18 protein-coding genes are annotated in these 18,501 nt (G+C 64.3%); 14 read left to right on the plus strand and 4 right to left on the minus strand.

What is annotated here, in order from left to right:
- The first annotated feature begins 3 nt into the window (after nt 1–3).
- The 4 genes from ACCQ16_RS10285 to ACCQ16_RS10300 all read left to right on the plus strand — a co-directional run bounded on the left by ACCQ16_RS10285 (nt 4) and on the right by ACCQ16_RS10300 (nt 4,790).
- Nucleotides 4–642, plus strand: a complete 639-nt coding sequence (locus tag ACCQ16_RS10285; protein ID WP_008575358.1) for a YfgM family protein — start codon at nt 4–6, stop codon at nt 640–642.
- On the plus strand, nt 642–1,859 hold the full coding sequence (gene bamB / locus ACCQ16_RS10290) for an outer membrane protein assembly factor BamB (protein WP_372380332.1): 1,218 nt from the start codon (nt 642–644) through the stop codon (nt 1,857–1,859). Before ACCQ16_RS10285 ends, bamB begins: the two co-directional genes overlap by 1 nt.
- Nucleotides 1,860–1,869: 10 nt before the next feature.
- A complete protein-coding gene (gene der / locus ACCQ16_RS10295) occupies nt 1,870–3,267 on the plus strand; it encodes a ribosome biogenesis GTPase Der (protein ID WP_003482878.1) in 1,398 nt (465 codons plus the stop codon).
- 302 nt (nt 3,268–3,569) lie between these two features.
- Nucleotides 3,570–4,790: a molybdopterin molybdotransferase MoeA gene (locus ACCQ16_RS10300; protein WP_057681704.1), complete on the plus strand. Its 1,221-nt coding sequence runs from the start codon at nt 3,570–3,572 to the stop codon at nt 4,788–4,790.
- A gap of 339 nt (nt 4,791–5,129) precedes the next feature.
- Here ACCQ16_RS10300 and moeB read toward each other — a convergent pair whose 3' ends face one another.
- Together moeB and ACCQ16_RS10310 are read right to left on the minus strand one after the other, a co-directional pair.
- Complete coding sequence (moeB, locus tag ACCQ16_RS10305; protein ID WP_008575364.1) at nt 5,130–6,335, minus strand: molybdopterin-synthase adenylyltransferase MoeB; 1,206 nt, start codon at nt 6,333–6,335, stop codon at nt 5,130–5,132.
- A 22-nt stretch (nt 6,336–6,357) separates the two neighbouring features.
- Nucleotides 6,358–6,522 (minus strand): hypothetical protein, encoded by a 165-nt coding sequence (locus ACCQ16_RS10310; protein WP_154671618.1) that lies wholly within the window; start codon nt 6,520–6,522, stop codon nt 6,358–6,360.
- Here ACCQ16_RS10310 and ACCQ16_RS10315 point away from each other — a divergent pair.
- The 5 genes from ACCQ16_RS10315 (at nt 6,521) to ACCQ16_RS10335 (ending at nt 12,288) form a co-directional block, all read left to right on the plus strand.
- On the plus strand, nt 6,521–9,184 hold the full coding sequence (locus ACCQ16_RS10315) for a TonB-dependent receptor (protein WP_277573097.1): 2,664 nt from the start codon (nt 6,521–6,523) through the stop codon (nt 9,182–9,184). The genes ACCQ16_RS10310 and ACCQ16_RS10315 overlap by 2 nt on opposite strands.
- A 97-nt stretch (nt 9,185–9,281) precedes the next feature.
- Nucleotides 9,282–9,497: a hypothetical protein gene (locus ACCQ16_RS10320; RefSeq protein ID WP_008575367.1), complete on the plus strand. Its 216-nt coding sequence runs from the start codon at nt 9,282–9,284 to the stop codon at nt 9,495–9,497.
- Nucleotides 9,498–9,992: 495 nt separating this feature from the next.
- Complete coding sequence (locus ACCQ16_RS10325; RefSeq protein ID WP_029819392.1) at nt 9,993–10,571, plus strand: DUF4142 domain-containing protein; 579 nt, start codon at nt 9,993–9,995, stop codon at nt 10,569–10,571.
- A gap of 3 nt (nt 10,572–10,574) precedes the next feature.
- The gene (locus ACCQ16_RS10330; protein WP_277573096.1) at nt 10,575–11,105 is read left to right on the plus strand and encodes an SRPBCC family protein; all 531 of its coding nucleotides are present in this window, start codon (nt 10,575–10,577) and stop codon (nt 11,103–11,105) included.
- A gap of 13 nt (nt 11,106–11,118) precedes the next feature.
- Entirely contained in the window at nt 11,119–12,288 is a 1,170-nt protein-coding gene (locus tag ACCQ16_RS10335) for a zinc-dependent alcohol dehydrogenase (RefSeq protein ID WP_011347320.1), read from the plus strand.
- 198 nt (nt 12,289–12,486) lie between these two features.
- Here the strand turns inward: ACCQ16_RS10335 and ACCQ16_RS10340 are convergent, their stop codons facing one another.
- Nucleotides 12,487–13,257 carry an OBAP family protein gene (locus tag ACCQ16_RS10340; protein WP_218488807.1) on the minus strand — a complete coding sequence of 257 codons (771 nt, stop codon included), beginning with the start codon at nt 13,255–13,257 and terminating at the stop codon, nt 12,487–12,489.
- A gap of 145 nt (nt 13,258–13,402) precedes the next feature.
- On the opposite strand from ACCQ16_RS10340, the gene xth reads away from it, so the two are divergent.
- A complete protein-coding gene (gene xth, locus ACCQ16_RS10345) occupies nt 13,403–14,398 on the plus strand; it encodes an exodeoxyribonuclease III (protein ID WP_277573095.1) in 996 nt (331 codons plus the stop codon).
- Between the two features lie 34 nt (nt 14,399–14,432).
- Here the strand turns inward: xth and ACCQ16_RS10350 are convergent, their stop codons facing one another.
- Nucleotides 14,433–14,708 carry a PQ-loop domain-containing transporter gene (locus tag ACCQ16_RS10350; protein WP_031422621.1) on the minus strand — a complete coding sequence of 92 codons (276 nt, stop codon included), beginning with the start codon at nt 14,706–14,708 and terminating at the stop codon, nt 14,433–14,435.
- A 183-nt stretch (nt 14,709–14,891) separates the two neighbouring features.
- Between ACCQ16_RS10350 and ACCQ16_RS10355 the strand changes: the two genes are divergently transcribed.
- The 4 genes from ACCQ16_RS10355 (at nt 14,892) to ACCQ16_RS10370 (ending at nt 18,428) form a co-directional block, all read left to right on the plus strand.
- Nucleotides 14,892–16,166, plus strand: a complete 1,275-nt coding sequence (locus ACCQ16_RS10355) for a molybdopterin molybdotransferase MoeA (protein WP_218560616.1) — start codon at nt 14,892–14,894, stop codon at nt 16,164–16,166.
- 37 nt (nt 16,167–16,203) lie between these two features.
- Nucleotides 16,204–16,773, plus strand: a complete 570-nt coding sequence (locus ACCQ16_RS10360; protein WP_014090163.1) for a molybdenum cofactor guanylyltransferase — start codon at nt 16,204–16,206, stop codon at nt 16,771–16,773.
- A complete protein-coding gene (locus ACCQ16_RS10365; RefSeq protein ID WP_008575384.1) occupies nt 16,757–17,119 on the plus strand; it encodes a hypothetical protein in 363 nt (120 codons plus the stop codon). Before ACCQ16_RS10360 ends, ACCQ16_RS10365 begins: the two co-directional genes overlap by 17 nt.
- Nucleotides 17,120–17,345: 226 nt before the next feature.
- On the plus strand, nt 17,346–18,428 hold the full coding sequence (locus tag ACCQ16_RS10370) for an AraC family transcriptional regulator (RefSeq protein WP_372380333.1): 1,083 nt from the start codon (nt 17,346–17,348) through the stop codon (nt 18,426–18,428).
- The last annotated feature ends 73 nt before the right edge of the window (nt 18,429–18,501 follow it).

An 18,501-nucleotide genomic window follows, 5' to 3' on the forward strand; every position in this document is an offset into this window, starting at 1 on the left:
CGCATGGCGATCGACGATCTGCTGGACGAACACGAACAAGGCGAACGCGTTCGTTCCTGGTTGAGAAAGAATGGCGCAGGTCTGGTGGGCGGTGTCCTGCTTGGTCTGGCACTGATCCTGGGCTGGCAGTGGTGGCAGACGCGCACCAATACCGCATTGGTCGAGGCCAATGGCCGCTACGAGGCGGTGGTGAAGTCGATTCAGGCCAAGGACCTGGACAAGGCCGCCAAGGACATCGTGGCACTGGACGACGGCAAGGGCGGTATTTATGCCGAGCTGGCGGCGCTGCGGCTGGCCAAGGCCCAGGTCGATGCCGGCAAGAATGCCGAAGCGATCAAGACCTTGCGCGACGTGCCCGCCGAAGGCGAGCTCAAGCAGATCGTGCAGCAGCGCCTGGCGCGCGTACTGACCGAAAGCGGCAAGCCCGACGAAGCGATCAAGCTGCTGGCCGACGCGCAGGACCACGCCAGCCTGGAGATTCGCGCCGATGCATTGGTCGCGCAGGGCAAGCCGGATGAGGCGCGTGCGCTGTACACCCGCGCCCTGACCACGGTGGATGTGGCTTCGCCGCAGCGCCGGTTGCTGGAAACCAAGCTGATGGATGTGGGCGGCAAGGTGCCCGATCCGGCGGAGCAGATTTGATGAAGCAGGTTGATATGTATAAGCGCGTTGCGTTGATTGCCGTGATGGGTCTGTCGCTGGCTGGCTGCAGCACCGTGAAGGGCTGGTTCGCCGGGAAGGACGCTGCTGCCAAGAAGGCGCAGGAACCTGCCGAGCTGGTGAAGTTCGAGCAGTCGGTCAAGGTCGAGAAGATCTGGTCTGCCGGTGTGGGCAAGGGTGAAGGGCATATCGGTGTCCGTCAGCGCCCGGCCGTGGCCGATGGCAAGGTGTATGCAGCGGCGATCACCGGTGGCGTGGAGGCACTCGACCTGCAGACCGGCAAGCGCGTGTGGGAATACAAGCCCAAGAAAGAAGAGCGTAACGACCGCAAGTTCAAGCAGCGCCTGTCCGGTGGTCCCGGTGTGGGCGAGGGCCTGGTGGTGATCGGTAGCCTGTCCGGCGATGTGATCGCCTTGAACCAGGCCGACGGCACTGAAAAATGGCGGGCCAAGGTGCCGAACGAAGTGATCGCTGCGCCGGCCATTGCACAGAATCTGGTGCTGGTGCGTAGCAACGACGGTCGCGTGACTGCGTTTGATGCGGCAACCGGCGAGCGTCGCTGGTTCCATGCCGAAGAAGGCCCGACCCTGTCCGTCCGCGGCAATGCGCCGATCGTGACCGGCCCGGGCGTGGTGTTCGTCGGTAACGACAGCGGCACCTTGAGTGCGCTGGCGCTGCAGGACGGTCGCCCGTTGTGGGAGCAGGCCATCGGCGTGCCGGAAGGCCGTACCGAGCTGGAGCGTATGTCCGATGTGGATGGTGCGCCGGTGCTGGATGGCACCACGCTGTACGCGACCAGCTTCAAGAACGAAACCCTCGCGCTGGAAGGCCCGAGCGGCCGTCCGCTGTGGACGCGCGATCACGGCGGCGCCGGTGGCGTCGGTGTGTCGTCGGCCGTCGTGGTGGTGTCCGACAATGCTGGATCGGTGTGGGGGCTGGACAAGAGCAGCGGTGCGGCGATGTGGTTGCAGGCTGCGTTGGCACGCCGTTCGCTGACCGGTGTGGCCATCCAGGGCGATTACGCCGTGGTTGGCGACTACAAGGGCTATCTGCACTGGCTGAAACTCAGCGACGGCGCACTGGCTGCGCGCGCACGTGCCGGACGCGATACGCTGCTGGCGCAGCCGCAGGTGGTCGACGGCATTTTGCTGGTACAAAACACCGACGGCGATCTCACCGCCTTCCGGTTGGCACAATAAGGACCTTGCGATGCTGCCCCTGGTCGCCCTGGTTGGACGGCCCAATGTCGGCAAGTCCACCATCTTCAATGCGCTGACGCGCACCCGTGACGCGCTGGTCCACGACCAGCCTGGCGTCACCCGCGACCGTAACTACGGGGTCTGCCGTCTCGACGAGCAGCAGCCCTTCATCGTCGTCGATACCGGTGGTATCGCCGGCGACGAGGAAGGTCTTGCTGGAGCCACGGCCCGCCAGGCACGGGCCGCCGCCGGCGAAGCCGATCTGGTGCTGTTCGTGGTCGATGGCCGAGAAGGCGCGTCCTCGCTCGATGACGAGATTCTGGCCTGGTTGCGCAAATTGGCGCGGCCGACCGTGCTGGTGATCAACAAGATCGACGGCACCGACGAAGAAACCGTGCGCTCGGAATTCGCGCGCTACGGCTTCTCCGACGTGGTGGCGTTGTCTGCGGCACATCGGCAGGGCATCGACGAATTGCTTGACGAGGTGGGGGCGCGGCTGCCCGAGGAAGGTGCCGGCGAGCTGCTGGACAACGATCCGGCACGCGTGCGGATCGCCTTCGTGGGCCGGCCGAATGTCGGCAAATCGACCCTGGTCAATCGCCTGCTGGGCGAAGAACGCATGATCGCCTCGGAAGTGCCGGGCACCACGCGCGATTCGATCGCGGTGGACCTGGAGCGCGATGGCCGTCAGTACCGCCTGATCGATACCGCCGGCCTGCGCCGGCGCGGCAAGGTGGAAGAGGCGGTCGAGAAGTTCAGCGCGTTCAAGACGCTGCAGGCGATCGAGCAATGCCAGGTGGCGGTGCTGATGCTGGACGCTACCGAAGGCGTGACCGACCAGGATGCGACGATTCTCGGCGCGATCCTGGATGCCGGCCGGGCGCTGGTGGTGGCGATCAACAAGTGGGACGGGCAAAGCGATTACCAGCGTGCGCAGGCCGAAGACCTGCTGTCGCGCAAGCTGGGCTTCGTCAATTGGGCAGAGGCGGTGCGGATTTCTGCATTGCACGGCTCGGGCATGCGCGAGCTGTTCCAGGCCATCCATCGTGCGCACGCATCGGCGACGCACGAATTCAGCACCAGCGAAGTGAACCAGGCACTGGAAATCGCTTACGAGACCAACCCGCCGCCGAGCATTCGCGGGCATGTCTCCAAGCTGCGCTATGTGCACCCGGGCGGCGCGAATCCGCCGACCTTCATCGTGCATGGCACGCGCCTGAAGGTGTTGCCGGAGTCGTACAAGCGCTATCTGGAAAACTTCTTCCGCAAGCGTTTCAAGCTGGTTGGTACGCCGGTGCGTTTCATCTTTCGCGAGGGCGCCAACCCGTACGAGGGCAAGAAGAATCCGCTCTCCGATCGCCAGGTGGCCCGCAAGCGGCGCCTGATGCGGCATGTCAAAGGGAAGTAAGGGCCCCAGGCTGCCTGAGGTGTGATGTTCAGGCGGTTCGGCAGGCGCGCAGATCGGTCAGGCTGCGCGTTCGCCGCTTGCAGGCAGGGTTCTAAACGTTCCGCGCATCCTCCTGATCGCTCGATCGATACGTGAGGCAGTTCCTGCCGCGTGCAGGCGTTCGTTCTTTGGCGCGGGTGGCGGCGCGTGCAGGTGCAATCGAATTCGCTCGCAGCGCGGCGTGTCGTTAAAGCCCATCTCCTTTGGCCGACGCGTGGCGCGGCCACCCTTCGCGTTGGCGATGCGCTGGTATCCTGCGCGGCATGACCGATTATCCTTCCCGCATTCCGTACGCGCAGGCGCTGCAGATTCTGCGCAGTGTCGCTGCCACCAACCGTTCGCCCGATGAAAACATCGCCACCTCGCGTGCCGATGGGCGGATCTCTGCTGGCGACCTGATCGCACCGCTGGCGCTGCCGCCGTTTGCCAATAGCGCGATGGATGGCTTTGCGCTGCGGCACGCCGATGTCGCTGGCGGCGATGCGTCGCTGCAGCTGGTTGGCGAACAGTTTGCCGGCGAGCGCTGGGCCGGCACACTGGGCGCCGGGCAATGCCTGCGTATCACCACGGGCGCGCCACTGCCCGATGGCGCCGATACCGTGATTCCCAAGGAAGATGCCGACGAACGCGATGGCATGGTGCGGTTTCAGACCGCGCCTGCATCGGGCGCAGCCGTACGCCTGGCCGGCAGCGACGTGCGTGCCGGCGACCTGGTGATCCAGGCCGGGCAGGTGTTGACGCCTGCACGTATCGGCCTGGCCGCTGCGCTGGGCGTGTCGCGGCTTGCGGTCGCGCCGCGCCCGACCATTGCGGTGCTGGCCACCGGCGATGAGCTGATCGAGCCGGGCATGCCGCTCGGCCCGGGTCAGATCTACAACAGCAACCGCGACATGCTGATGGCGCAACTGCGTGCACTGGGCTATGCGCCGACCGCGTGGCCGACCTTGCCGGACGACCCGCAACGCATTCGCACCATGCTGGAAGATGCGGCCGCAGCGTTCGATGTGGTCATCACCTGCGGCGGCGTTTCTGCGGGCGAAAAGGATTATCTGCCGCGTCTGATCGGCGAATTGGGGCGCATCCATTTCTGGCGTGTGCGGATGCGCCCGGGCATGCCGGCGGTGTTGGGGCAGATTGGCCGCTGCCTGGTCCTAGGCTTGCCGGGCAACCCGGTCTCTGTGCTGGCAACGCTGATCGCCTACGGCGTCCCGTTGCTGGATGGATTGCAGGGACGCAGCGAGCCGCGCCCGGTCTGGCATGCGGCGTTGGCAAGCCCATGGGACAAGCGCCACGAACGGCTGGAATTCCTGCGTGGGCGATTGGAATGCGGCGAAGATGGGCGGCTGACCGCGCTGCCGCACCGTGGCGATGCATCGCATCTACTGCGTGGCGCGGCCGACAGCAACGCATTGATCGTGCTGCCCGAGCAGGCGCGGCGCTTTGAGGCTGGCGAGATCGTGCGGGTGATTCCTTACGCGTTGTGAGTGTTTGCTCGATCGTTGGTGCCCGGCAGAATGATGCGCGCCCTGTTGGAGTGTTTACGTCATGGGCAGCGCATGCGACGTGCGTGTCGCGGCGTTTCAACATGTAGGGCGATCGTCAAACTGCTCAAGCGTCTTGGGCGTGGCCTGGAAGCGAACGCCTCGACAATGGGAGCCAATCGCTCGATAGCCGCTCTCCCGGTGGGAGAGTGGTGAGGTGGGGCGCAAGACAGCCATCCACGCAAACGTCGCCGAAGTGCTTGACGTATCGATATACCTCGCATTGCATCGGTGGCAAGCCAATCAGTCAGCGACCGACACCACACGCCGCTGTGGGCTCGCTCAACCAACCGCACTGCCGCAGAACGCCGCGTAATCCGCATAGCCGCGAAATGCCGCGCCAGGCGCGCACACCGGGCAGTGCGGGTCCGGCGGCAAGCGGATGTCGCGAAAGCGCATCGCCAATGCATCGAAACTGAGCAGGCGGCCAGTGAGGCCGTCACCAATGCCGAGCAGCAACTTGATCGCTTCGGTGGCTTGCAAGAGTCCGATCACTCCGGGCAGTACGCCGAGCACACCAGCCTCGGCACAACTGGGCGCAAATTCCGGCGGCGGTGGTTCGGGAAACAGGCAGCGGTAGCAAGGCGCATGACCGCGGTGGCGGCCGGCATCGAACACGCTGACCTGTCCTTCGAACTGCTGCACGGCGCCGTAAACCAGTGGTTTACCGAATTTGACGCACGCATCGTTGAGCAAATACCGCGCAGGAAAATTATCTGCGCCATCCACCACCACATCCACATCCTGCAGCAGCGCTTCGACATTGTCGGCCGTCACGCGGGTTTGCACCGCCTCGATGTCCACGCGCGGGTTGAGCGCGGCAATGCGCTGCGCGGCGGAGTCGACCTTTGCAGTGCCGACGCTGTCTTCGGTGTGCAGAATCTGGCGTTGCAGGTTGCTGCGGTCCACCACGTCGTCGTCGGCAATGCGCAGATGCCCCACACCGGCTGCGGCGAGGTAGAACGCGGCCGGCGAGCCTAGTCCGCCTGCGCCGATCAGCAACACCCGCGCGCGCGCCAGGCGCCGCTGACCTTCCAGGCCGACCTGGGACAGACGCAGATGGCGTGAATAACGCTCAAGAAAATCCTGCTCGTCCGCCGGCAACGTCGGGCGTACCAACGGCAGGCCGGCGCTGGCCCATGCGCTGGTGCCACCGGCCACCGACGCCACGTGCGCATAGCCGTGCGCGCGCAAGATGGCGGCCGTGTGTGCCGAGCGTTTGCCGCTCTGGCAGATCAACACGATTGCGCGGGTTTGCTCCGGCAGATGGGCTGCAGGCTCGGTTTCCAGGGAGTTCTGTGCGATCGCCAACGCGCCTTCGGCCTGGCCGCCGGCACGCTCATGCAGTTGCCGGATGTCGACCAGCAGGGCGCCTTGCAGGGCGCGGGCACGGGCGTCGGCGGGAGAGATGTCGTGGCTGCTCATGCGGCCATTGTCGCGCAAACGCAGCAGCTGCGATGTGCAGTCTTGCCCATGACACGCACGCACCTCGCCGTTGATGAAAGGCGCGTCATGATTGCGGCGCGATGGCGGACGCGATCACGCTGCACTGCGAGCGGCACCGCTGTAATTCGGCCTTGTTCAACACCTCGCGGCTCGTCCGGCCCGGTTTGCCTGACTTGCGCGGGCGCGCCCAGCCGCGCGTCATCGCACTGCTGCCCCAGGAGGCCATCATGCTTGTTCCGTCGCAGCATGCGTCTGTCGCGCGGCGTGCCATCACGTATCGGCCGCTGGGTGTGTGCATCGGTTTGGTCCTGAGTTGCAACGCGGCGGCGCAACAGGCCGCGCCCAACCCCGATCCCGCGGCGCCGGCCACATCCACGTTGGAAGCGGTGCAGGTCAAAGGGGTGCGCAGCAGCGTGGAAAGCGCCATCGCGATCAAGCAATCGAACGCGGAAATCAGCGATTCCATTGTCGCCGAAGACATCGGAAAGCTGCCCGACAACAGCGTGGCTGCGGCCCTGCAACGCGTGACCGGCGTGCAGGTGGCGCGCGCCGGTGGCGAAGTGGGGCAGGTGCTGGTGCGCGGCTTGCCGAACGTCATCACCACCCTGGATGGGCGAAACGTCTTCACAACGGTGGGTCGCGACATGGAGTTGGCCGATGTTCCGGCCGAATTGCTGCGCAGCGTGGATGTGTATAAGACCACTGGCGCGCAATTTCAGGAAGGTGGGATCGCCGGGGTGGTCGATGTGCATCTGCGGCGGCCATTCGATTTCGATCAGGACAGCACCATTGCCGGCAGCATCAGCGCCTTGCGGGGCGACCAATCAGGCAAGACCGTTCCCAATGGCAGCCTCACCCTCAGCCAGCGCCGCGACACCGGGCTGGGCCGCATGGGCTGGATGGGAAGCGTGTCCTATCAACGCCGCCCGTATCAGGAATCCAACACGTTGTACGGCACTTACGACCGGAAGGCGAACCCGCTCGATCCGGCCCAGCAGATTTACGTGCCTTACAGCGCAGGCGGATTGATGGCGCGCGGCGATCGCAAGCGCAAATCGGCGAATTTTTCGTTTCAATGGGCGCCAAGCGAGAACAGCGAGGTGTATTTCGACACGCTGTACATCGGGTACGACAACCGGCCCCAAGTGAATTACTGGTTGCCATTCCCGGGGCTGGCCACGCCAGAGAACACCGAAGCGGTCAGCCTGCGGCCGGGCAGTGATGTGCTGGCTGGCCTGGTGGCGCGCGAGGTGCGCACGCTCTCCAGCACGCAAGCGCACAAGAACGCATCCGATACCTACCAAGCTGCGCTGGGCGGGCGTTGGACCGGCGAGCGCATGCGTGCGAGCAGCGAGCTCGCCTATACCCATAGCACTGCCAGGAACCGCTCGTTCACCCTGGACATGACCACGCAGGCGCCGCGATTGAACATGCGTTCGTCAGGCGGCGCTGCAGATGTCTGGATCACCCAGGCCGATGGCAGCGCTTATGACGTCACAGCGCCAGGAAATTGGGAGCTGAGTCAGTACTACGACAGCTGGAACACGCAGAGAGGCGAAGAGTGGGCATGGCGGGCCGATGCCACCTTCGACCTGGAGCTGGGGCCGTTGCGATCGGTGGACGTGGGTGCGCGCGCAAGCCGGCGGACGGCGACCAATCACTCCGGCGATACCGGCGCGCGCAACAATCTGACCGGCGCACCGATCTACTTGAGCGAGGTGTCCGGCCTGGCATCGGTAACGCCCGGCAACATGCTCGACGGGGCGCGTGCATTCACCAGCGATCGCTGGGCATCGGCCAACCAGGACGTCCTGCTGCAGCAAAGCACCCGGTTGCGTACCGTGATGGGGCAGCCGCCGGGCCGGCCCGATGAAAACCCTGCCTTGTTCTTCGACGATCGCGAAGACAGCTATGCGATCTATGCGCAGGTGAATTACGGGTTCTCGCTTGGGTCCATTCCTGTCGATGGGCGTGTGGGGGCGCGCGCGACGCGATTGGATTCGCAACTGCAGGGCAGCCAGTCGGTGGATGGCGTGCTGAGCCCGGTCAGCATCGATCGGCGTATCGACAAGGTGTTACCCAACTACAGCGCCAACCTCACCTTGCATGACAACCTGATGCTGCGGCTGGCAGGCAGCACCACGATCACGCGCCCGGAATTTGCCGATCTCAATCCGCAGCTGGCCTTGTATCAGTCCACCGAATCGTTGCCGGCGCGCGGCAATGGCGGCAACCCGCAGCTGCGTCCGGTGGAATCGCGCAATGCCGATGTGTCGCTGGAATGGTATTTCCGTCCCGGCTCATTGCTGTCGGTTGCCGGCTTTCATCGCAAGATCGATGGCTATATCCAGAATTACGCAGCCGATGAATCCATCGGTGGCATCGTCTATTCGATCAGCCGGCCGCGCAATACCGGCGAGGGCAGCTTGAAGGGCGTGGAGGTGGGATACACGCAGTTCTACGACTTTCTGCCGGGTGGGTGGTCCGGCTTCGGCAGCCAGCTCAACTACACCTATATCTCGGCGAAGGCCGAATCGCCGGAAGGGATCAGCCAGCCGTTGACCAACGTCTCCAAAAATTCCTATAACGCGATCCTGATGTACGAATACGCGCGGTTCTCGGCGCGGGTCGCCTACAACTGGCGTGGCGACTATGCGGTGAGCTTCAACAGCTCAGGCGATCAGCCCGAGCAAATCAATCAGGGGCGGGAGCAATGGCTGGATGCCGCCTTCAATTACGAGCTCAACAGGCATGTGACCTTGTTTGCCGAGGCCACCAATCTGCTCGGCACCACGACCAACAATTATTTCGGTCAGCGGCATGGCGATTTCCCGCGCGAGATCGCATCGCCCGAGCGGACTTACACCCTGGGTTTTCGCTTCCGTTTGTGATGCGGATAACGTTGATGCGGATAACGCGGTCTGCGCACCACGTTGGCATCGGGCTCACCGGCGCAGCGGTAGCGTGAGCACAGCAGAGGAGACCGTGATGACACCTGACATCGATGCACAATTGAAGCAGCTTGCCGAAGCGTTGCCGGAGATGCGCAGTCAGCACCCGGACGATTTTTGGGATGTGTTCCGGGCCCGTTCCGAGAAGATCACCGGTGCGGCGCAATCGCAGGAGCAGGCAGCGCAGATCGTCAAACGTATCGACGAGATATTGGCCGCCAATCAGCTGGGGCCGGCGGATCCTGGCGCATGACACGGGACGCTGACGGGATGCGGTAGGCTCGACCCTATGCCGTGAATCGACGTTGCAGCGCCAAGCGCTGCAGCGACAGCTTGCCCGTGATTACGCCCTTGCTGCGGGACAAAGCGGCTCGCGGTGCGCGTGCATCGCCACAGCACTGCCAGTGGGACGATTGCAGCACAAAATGCACGTAGAGCCGATCCTCGATGTCTCGGGGGAAGCCGACCATTGCCTTGATGATTGCAGCGCCAGGCGCTGGCGGCGAGCGATTACGTTCCCAAACAGGGTTTTCGATAGCCGATGATGCGGTATCCCGCGCTGCCGCGCAGCGGCATGGTCGTCAGCGAATTCAAAGTTGGAGGAAAACCCCGACTGCGTGACCTTCACACAGTGTGACGATGCGTTGCGCTGCAGCACGCAGCCTTCGCCAGTTCTCGACGCTAGCGCGACGATCGAGTCACGCAGCCAAGCCCAGCATAGAGCTACATCATCCAGCTGGAGACTTCCATGAACACACGTCGCCCGATCATCCTTGTCCTGGCCCTGTGCGTTGGCGCCAGCATATCTGCGCAAGCACAGAACCGGACACAGTCTGCAATGCCCGCCGGGCAGCAAACCGCGGGTGCAGCGACACCCAGCGAGGACGAGCGCGAGGCGCTCGGTATGCTGAGTGCCATCAACACCAGCGAAATCAACGCGGCAAATCTGGCATTGCAGAAGCAGGTGCAAGGCGGCGCACGCGACTACGCCACGCGCATGATCAAGGAACACACCGACAACAACCAGAAGATCGCCAAATGGCAACCGGACACGTCCGCCGCGGGTGCAAAGCTGCAGATGACGAAGGGCAAGGCGGAGTTGGCCAAGCTGCAGAAGCTGGACGGTCATGCATTCGAAACGGCCTATATCACTGCGATGGTGAAAGACCACACCGACGCATTAACGGCGCTCGACAGCAAGCTGATCCCGCAGGCAAAGACATCGCCGGTGCTCGAACACCTGCAGACCACGCGCCATCACGTCGCCGATCATCTGAGCAGCGCCAAGGCATTGCAGGCCGACGACAAGAACGCCGGAGCCCGCTGAGCCATGGCTGTATTACCGACCGATCCGGTACGTACCGACGATGATGGTACGCACATCGTACGCAGCATGACCATCCGTGCCGAACCTCATCAGATACTGGATGCCTGGTGCGATGCGAATGTGCAGCAACGCGTGTTGGAAGGTGCTGCCGAGCTGGTCTCCGGCGACGGCCATGCGTCCCGCTGGAAGCTGCACGCGCCGCTGCGTCAGGATATGGAGGTGACCTTGCGCCGCGCAGATGCGCGGCTGGGCGAGTCGGTGCGTTACGAGGCCGAGGGCGAACATGGGCTGCAGCTCGCTATCGTATTGCAGGTGCGCCCTGCACGTGGGCGCGAAGCCAGCGAAGCGACGCTAAGCCTGCACTATGCGGTCGAAGGCCTGCTGGCGCAGGTGTTCACCAAGCTGGTGAATCCCGCGCCGTACGTGCTGGTCGGCAAGGGACTACGGCGATTGCGCGCATGGCTGGAGGCCGGCGAGGTGCCGACCTTGTTGCATACCCCAGCGGCGCGCGCGTCGACGCACGCGCATTCTTGAGGAGGGCTTTTCTGTGCGAGCACTGTGCTGGAATGGCATCAACGATTTGCGCGTGGAAACCGTGCCCGATCCGGTGCTGGTCAATCCCCGCGATGTGATCCTGAAGGTCGGGCTCACCACCACCTGCGGCTCTGATCTGCATTTCATCGATGGCTACCTGCCAACCATGCGCGAGGGCGATGTCATCGGCCACGAGTTCATGGGTACGGTGGTGGAGGTGGGCAACGCAGTGAAGAATGTGCGCGTGGGTCAGCGCGTGGTGGTGCCGTCGTTTATTTCCTGTGGCGGTTGCTGGCATTGCGAGCGCAAGGAATTTTCGCTGTGCGACAACACCAACCCCAACTGGGAAATGCAGGAACCCTTGCTTGGGCATGCGACCGCCGGGATTTACGGCTATACGCACGCCTTTGGCGGTTACGCAGGTTCGCACGCAACCTACATCCGCGTGCCGCATGCGGATGTGGGGTGTTTCGAGGTGCCCGATGGGGTCTCCGACGAAGATGCGCTGTTTCTCTCGGACGCGGGGCCCACTGGCTTCATGGGTGCAGACTTTTGCAATATCCAGCCCGGCGACACGGTGGCGGTGTGGGGATGCGGTGGCGTGGGGCTGATGGCCCAGCAAAGTGCACGTATTTTGGGCGCAGAACGCGTGATCGGCATCGACCGCTTGCCGGAGCGTCTGGCAATGGCGCGCGATGTGTTAGGTGTGGAGGTGATCGATTATTCGGCGGTCGACAGCGTGGTGGATGTCCTGCGCGAAATGACCGGTGGGCGTGGCCCGGATGCCTGTATCGATGCGGTCGGAATGGAGGCGCATGGCACCGGGATCGGCCATACCTACGATCGGGTCAAGCAGGCTTTGCACCTGCACACCGATCGCGGCCAGGCGTTGCGCGAAGCCATCCTCGCCTGCCGCAAGGGCGGCATCCTGTCGGTCTTGGGCGTGTACGGAGTGATGGACAAGTTTCCGCTGGGTGCCGTGATGAACAAAGGTCTGACGGTGCGAACCGCGCAGCAACATGGGCAGCGATACGTGCCCAGGTTGCTGGACCTGGCGCAGGCGGGACGTTTGAAATCCGGATTTTTGCTGACCCACAAGATGCCGCTGGAAGACGCCGTGCGGGGCTACGACATGTTCAAGCACAAACACGATGGGTGCGTGCGTGCGGGGTTTGTGCCCTAGCGTCGGAGAACCTTGGTCGCACTGAGTTGCGCTGCAGGCGCTGCCGGGAATCGCTTGGCATCTGGCGTGTGCAACAGGGCAGGGTACGTGCGTACTGCTAGCTGCATCACGCGTTTTTCCAGGCTCTAACGCATTGCCAAGTACGGCGCGCCAGGCCTGACCCTGCTGCACGTTGGTGCAGCAAGGTGTCTTCTGGGCTCAGGGGTGATTGCCCCTTGCGTCGGTCACCCCGGGTATGGGTTGGGCGTTGGGAAAATGGGCACGTAATGCATCCACGCCTTCTTGCGGCTTTGCCAGCGGCACAAGCTCTTGACGGTTGGCGCGGCGCTCTGCGGTGGATACAGAAACCGCCTGATCGCGTTGCGCAATCAACGGTTGCTGCAACTCACCATCGCGATTGAACGACCACGCCAGCATCGGCTCGCCCAGCGGCAAGGTGTCGCCAGGCGCGGTGCCCTTGCGCGAATGCCAGGTGTGCCAGGTCTTGCCGTAGCTGTTGATCTTGCTGCGCATCAGTTCCTTCTCTGCGACCTGCGGCAGGTTGGGAGCAGAGAGCTGGCCGGAAAGAATTTCACCGTTATGCGGATGCCAGAAGTTGCGCTCGTGTGCCGGCAACTGCGCAAATAACGTCTCCGAGATGATGTACTCGATACCGGTGAGGTTGGCACGGTCGGTGTTGCCGTCGTAGAGCGCGCATTGGGCAAGATCTTCATTGACCTGTTGGCAATAGTGATGCGCCTCCATTTGCTCATCTGGCGCATCCTTCATCGGATGGAAGCCGACCAGATAGATGTCCAGCTTGCCGACCGGGCCGCTGGGCTGCAGCACTTTCGCGCCGGCTTCCAGCACATTGGTTTTGGGCGTTTCCGGTGCGCCGGGCGGGGTGACCGACGGTGGGCTGCGCGAGCAACTGGCGCAGAGCGCAAGGCCGATCAACAGTGCGGAATGTCGCATGGCAATTCCCATCAATGAATGTGCTTCAAGCTAAGAGCGCCGGTGGTGTGCCACGCGTGAGTATGGGCCGGGGCACGCAGTGCAGCTTCACCTCGCTTGAGCATCGGCTTAATCAAGCGGCGGTCATGCTGTTGCACCACGGAAGCGGCCACTTGCACCCATGTCAGGTACCTTACGTAAGATCGCGACGTTCAACGTCAACGGTATTGCCAGCCGTCTGCCGCACTTGCTGGAATGGCTGCAGCGCGAGCAACCGGACATCGTGGGCCTGCAGGAATTGAAATCGACGCAAGCTGCGTTTCCGGAGCAGGCAATCCGCGATGCCGGGTACGGTGTGATCTGGCAGGGCGAAAAGTCCTGGAATGGCGTGGCGCTGCTCGCGCGGGGGACCGAGCCAGTGGAGATTCGTCGCTGGTTGCCCTGGGATCCACGCGATACGCAAAGCCGCTATCTGGAGGCGGCGATCCATGGTGTGGTGGTGGCCTGCCTGTATTTGCCCAACGGCAACCCGCAGCCCGGGCCGAAGTTCGACTACAAGCTTGCATGGTTCGAACGCTTGATCCGGCATGCGAAAACGCTGGTGGACCTGCCGCATCCGGTGGCGCTGATCGGCGACTTCAATGTGGTGCCGACCGATGCGGATATCTACGACCCCAAGGGCTGGCGCAAGGACGCCCTGCTGCAGCCGGAGAGCCGCGAGGCCTACCAGACCCTGCTGGCACAGGGCTGGACCGACAGCCTGCTGGCCATCCATGGCCACACGCCGATCTATACGTTCTGGGATTACTTCCGTCAGCACTTTGCGCGCGACCGTGGGTTGCGCATCGATCATCTGCTACTCAATCGCACGCTGGCGCACGGCCTGCAAGACGCCGGCGTCGACAAGTGGGTACGTGCGCTGGAAAAGGCCAGCGACCATGCACCCACCTGGATCAGCGTGCGCGTACCGGATGCGCCCGCCGAAGCAGCGGCGGATGCCATGCCGGCCGCGAAGGTGCGCAAGCCGGGCGTAGCGAAAAAGGCGGCCGTGCCCAAGGCGGCCGCCAAGAAGACGCCCAGTGTCATCGCGAAAAAAGCGGCCAAGAAGATCGCTGCGAAGAGGGCCACAGCCGCATCGGCAAGACCACACAAGTCGGCGAAAAGAACGGCTGACTAAGCTCGACCGGCCGGCAGGAGTCCACGCAGCCTGTCTACGCTGCGCGTTCCAGCCTGCGGCGCTTGACCCGCTGCAATGCATAGCCGGTCAGGGCCGTCAGCAGGATCAGCACATTGCTGACGATAAACACCGCGTTGCCAACCAGATAGCTGTAGAGGATAAACAACACCGAAGCACTGATCTGGCCGAGGAACAACCAGCGCGAGACGCCCTGCGCGGCGTCGGAGCGCCATTGTTTGTAGATCTGCCGGATCAAGGTGGCGATCAGGATGATGCTGGCGAGCCAGCCCACGACGTCGACGAATTGCATGCGTGCAGTTGATCAAGGAAGGCCTGCAACCTTGCAGCGCACACTGTCTGCATACCGTTCGAGCAGCTTCAAGCGTGGTGTCTACGGTGATGCCCATCATGTGGCGGATGGACACACGACGGCCCCGCACGGCCACGCCTGTACCTGCTGCGCCAGGGGCCGGTATCCTAGCCGGGTCATCCATTGGTCGGCACTGTCCTGCACATGATCAGCTATGCCGAAGCACTCGCGCTGGTCCACGCGCACGTCGCACCCCTTGCCAGCGAGTGGGTGGCAAGCGCCGATGCCGAAGGTCGCGTGCTTGCCGACGCCTTGTCGAGCCAGGCCGAGTTGCCGCCCTTCGACAACAGCGCAATGGATGGGTTTGCATTGGCGACCGCGGGGAGGGGGGCGTTGGCAGACCGCGAGTACGTGGTGAGCGGTACCGTTGCGGCAGGGCAGGACGCCGGTGCGGCTGCGATCGGTGCGGCCTGGGAAATCATGACCGGCGCCGGCGTGCCGCCGGGTGCCGATGCGGTAGTGCCGATCGAGCAAGTGCAGATCCTCGCGCACGACGGCGAGCGCCCCAGCCGCATCCGCCTGTGTCAGCCGGTGCGTGCGGGCCAGCACATCCGTCGTCGCGGCGAAGACGTGCGCTTGCACGATCGCGTGATCGACGCCGGCACCATGCTGCGCGGTGCGCATCTGATGCTGCTCGCCGGCCTGGGCTGCGCGCATGTGCAGGTGGTGCGGCGGCCGCGCGTGGCCTTGATCGCCACTGGACGCGAGTTGATCGGCGACCCTGCACAACCCCTGCAGCCGGGCCAGATCCGCGATGGCACCAGCAGTTATCTGCTGGCTCAGTTGCGTGCCGCCGGCGCCGATGTCGTGTGGCGTGGGCAGGTAGGCGACGACGATGCTGCGTTCGATGCGTCACTGGCACAGGCCCGCCATGCCGGTGCCGATCTCATCCTGAGCACCGGCGCCGTTTCGCGTGGTCGGTACGATTTCATCCCGGAGGCATTGGCACGCCACGCTGCCGAAGTGCTGTTTCATAAGGTCGCAGTGCGACCGGGCAAACCGGTGCTGCTTGCGCGCTTTAGCGATGGCGCGCTGTATATGGGTTTGCCCGGCAACCCGATGGCCAGCGCGGCCGGTCTGCGCTTTTTCGTCGAGCCGGCATTGCGCGGTTTGTTGGGCATGCCGGTTGAGCATGGCGTGCGCGTCGCATTAGAGGCACCGATGCAGGCCAGGCCGATCTGGCGGCAGCATCTGCGGGCACGCCTGCTGTGCAGTGCGGCCGGCGCGTTGTCGGTGCAGATCCTGCCGCAGCAGGAATCCTTTCGTGTGGCCCCGTTGCTGCAGGCCAACGTCTGGGCGGTACTGGAGCCACAGGACGAAGGCGCCGCAGCGAGCACGCATGCAGAGGTCTTCGGACTGGGCCACCTGCACCCGGCCGCGCCGGCCATCGAGCCATGAACACGCCGGTGGGTGCCGCCCATCCCGGGGCTGTCGCATGACGCTGCAGCAGCCGTGGACGGGCGTGGTGCTGGCCGGTGGACGTTCGTCGCGCATGGGGCAGGACAAGGCCTTGCTGCCCTGGCATGGACGTCCGTTGCTGGAACAGATGCAGGCGCTGCTGCGCCAGGCCGGTGCGCAGCACGTGGTGGTCAGCGGCAACCGGCCCGAATATGCCGGCATTGCCGACGTCCATCCCGATCTGGGCCCGCTCGGCGGGCTGGCAAGTGTGATCGCGAACGCGGCCGACGCGACCACGCTGTTGGTGGTGCCGGTGGATATGCCGCTGTTGTCGGCCGCGTTGCTGGGCAAGCTGCTTGCGCCGTCGCAACATTGCTGTGTGGCCTTCGAGGACCAGATGCTGCCGATGTGCCTGCGGCTGGATGCCAGCGTGCGCGAGGCGTTGACGGTGCTGATGGCGGGCGCTGCATCGTCACGCTCGCTGCGCGCCTTGCAGCATTCACTGCAGTGCCATCGCGTGACTGTCACTGCCAGCGAACGCGCTGAGTTCGTCAATTGCAATACGCCCGAGCAATGGAGCCGGCTGATCCATGAAAATCCAGATTGAAGGCCAACATCTGCGCTTTCGTATCGACGAGGACGAGCTGGCCAGCCTGCTGGCCGGGCGTAGCGTCGACAATCTCAGCCGATTGCCGAGCGGGCAGGGCGCGCGGTTGGTGAGACACAGCGTGAGCCTCACCGGCGGTCACGCCGCATGTAATTGCGCCACCGATCATTGGCAACTGGCGATCCCGCGCGACGCGCTGGAGGAACACGCACGCCAGCTACCGCGCCGTGACGGGCTTCAGTTCAGTTTCGATGCGGGCGCTGGGCATGCCGAGGCGATGACCTTGCAGGTCACCTTCGACGTGGATGTGCGCGACAGCACGCGCAAGCGTCTGTTGCGGGATTGATGGTTTGACGCGCCGGCAGCTGTTGGCTGGACCTGCACGTCATCACTTGCGCTAAAGTGCGGCCGAGCGGTTGAGGCCGCATTGTCGCGAGGACGCAACGCATGCAAGACGTTCGGCTCCGGCCGGCTTGTACCGCCACATGGCACGCGCTGCATTGTGGCGTTATTGGCTGCACGGCACGCTGGCACCGCGGCGAACGCGAACGCTCCGCGGAGCACTGCTGAGCATGCCGCGTGCGCGCGCGGCCGTCACCCGCAGCCAGCCCATCTCCGAGGTCGGCAACGCGCGTCCTGCGCCGGCCGATAACCGCCGCACCGCCAACATCGTTCCCAACACCGTGCGCTCGCTGCTGGGCCTGGTCGAAGATCGCGGACACGCGCCGGAGCGGCTGTGCAAGGGGTTGGGATTCACCGACCGCGACCTGCACGACCGCGACCTGCTGCTGTCCTACCAGCAGGTGCGTGCGCTGATCCTGCGCGCACGCCGTCTGCTGGACGAGCCGGCGATGGGCCTGGCGGCCGGCATGCGGCAACGGCCGGTGTCCTGGGGCCTGACCGGGCTGGCCATGCTCACCTGCGAAACCTTGGGCGAAGCGATCGCCTATGGCCTGGGGCATCAGCACGAAGCCGGGGCGATGATGCAGCACCTGTTCGCACAGCAAGGCCCCGAAGCCTGCATCGAACTGGTGCCGCATGTATTCGACCTGGAGATCGAGCCTTACCTCATCGAGGAAGCCTTTGCCGGTGCCCTCAATGTCAGTCGCTGCATGCTGGGGCCGGACATCCGACCGCGCGCGGTGGAACTGGCCTTCGCGCGATCGGCCCCGCTGGAGATCTACACGCGTTTTTTTCGCTGCCCGGTGCGGTTTGGCGCTGGTCGCAACCGGATGACGCTGGAGGCAAAGTGGCTGGCCGCGCGGTTGCCGGGCTACGACCGCACCACCTGCGGACTGTTGCGGCAACAATTGGAGACCCTGATTCAGCGGCCGTCGTCGCGCAACGAGTTGGTCGAATCGATCGCACTGCGGCTGCGCAGCGATGCCGAGCGTGCGCCGCGGCAACCGGAGCTGGCGCGCCAGGCCAATTGCAGCGAGCGCACGTTACGGCGTCGGCTCGGTGCGCAACAGGTCGGCTACCGGGCACTGCGCGATGCCGCCCGCTACGAACGTGCGCAGGATCTGCTGCGCAATTCGCAGATGACCGTGGCCGAGGTGGCGCAAGCGGTGGGATACGCCGATGCACGGGCGTTTCGGCGCGCCTTTCAACGGTGGTCCGGTCGTTCGCCCGGACAGGCGCGCGATCCGCGCTGAGGGTTCGACCAGACACGGTATTTGGCCGCACTGCGCGCCGGTTTGCCCTCCAACAGCGCTGCCGCCGCATGCG

Source organism: Xanthomonas sp. NCPPB 1062 (genome assembly GCF_041481705.2).
Lineage (GTDB): Bacteria > Pseudomonadota > Gammaproteobacteria > Xanthomonadales > Xanthomonadaceae > Xanthomonas > Xanthomonas euvesicatoria.

Coding starts and splice junctions, on each gene's coding strand:
- ACCQ16_RS10350 (WP_031422621.1), bottom strand. CDS start 14,708: ATGCAATTCGTCGACGTCGTGGGCTGGCTCGCCAGCATCATCCTGATC.
- ACCQ16_RS10320 (WP_008575367.1), top strand. CDS start 9,282: ATGACACCTGACATCGATGCACAATTGAAGCAGCTTGCCGAAGCGTTG.
- bamB (WP_372380332.1), top strand. CDS start 642: ATGAAGCAGGTTGATATGTATAAGCGCGTTGCGTTGATTGCCGTGATG.
- xth (WP_277573095.1), top strand. CDS start 13,403: ATGTCAGGTACCTTACGTAAGATCGCGACGTTCAACGTCAACGGTATT.
- ACCQ16_RS10365 (WP_008575384.1), top strand. CDS start 16,757: ATGAAAATCCAGATTGAAGGCCAACATCTGCGCTTTCGTATCGACGAG.
- ACCQ16_RS10315 (WP_277573097.1), top strand. CDS start 6,521: ATGCTTGTTCCGTCGCAGCATGCGTCTGTCGCGCGGCGTGCCATCACG.
- ACCQ16_RS10285 (WP_008575358.1), top strand. CDS start 4: ATGGCGATCGACGATCTGCTGGACGAACACGAACAAGGCGAACGCGTT.
- ACCQ16_RS10370 (WP_372380333.1), top strand. CDS start 17,346: ATGCCGCGTGCGCGCGCGGCCGTCACCCGCAGCCAGCCCATCTCCGAG.
- ACCQ16_RS10360 (WP_014090163.1), top strand. CDS start 16,204: ATGACGCTGCAGCAGCCGTGGACGGGCGTGGTGCTGGCCGGTGGACGT.
- ACCQ16_RS10300 (WP_057681704.1), top strand. CDS start 3,570: ATGACCGATTATCCTTCCCGCATTCCGTACGCGCAGGCGCTGCAGATT.
- der (WP_003482878.1), top strand. CDS start 1,870: ATGCTGCCCCTGGTCGCCCTGGTTGGACGGCCCAATGTCGGCAAGTCC.
- ACCQ16_RS10325 (WP_029819392.1), top strand. CDS start 9,993: ATGAACACACGTCGCCCGATCATCCTTGTCCTGGCCCTGTGCGTTGGC.
- ACCQ16_RS10330 (WP_277573096.1), top strand. CDS start 10,575: ATGGCTGTATTACCGACCGATCCGGTACGTACCGACGATGATGGTACG.
- ACCQ16_RS10310 (WP_154671618.1), bottom strand. CDS start 6,522: ATGATGGCCTCCTGGGGCAGCAGTGCGATGACGCGCGGCTGGGCGCGC.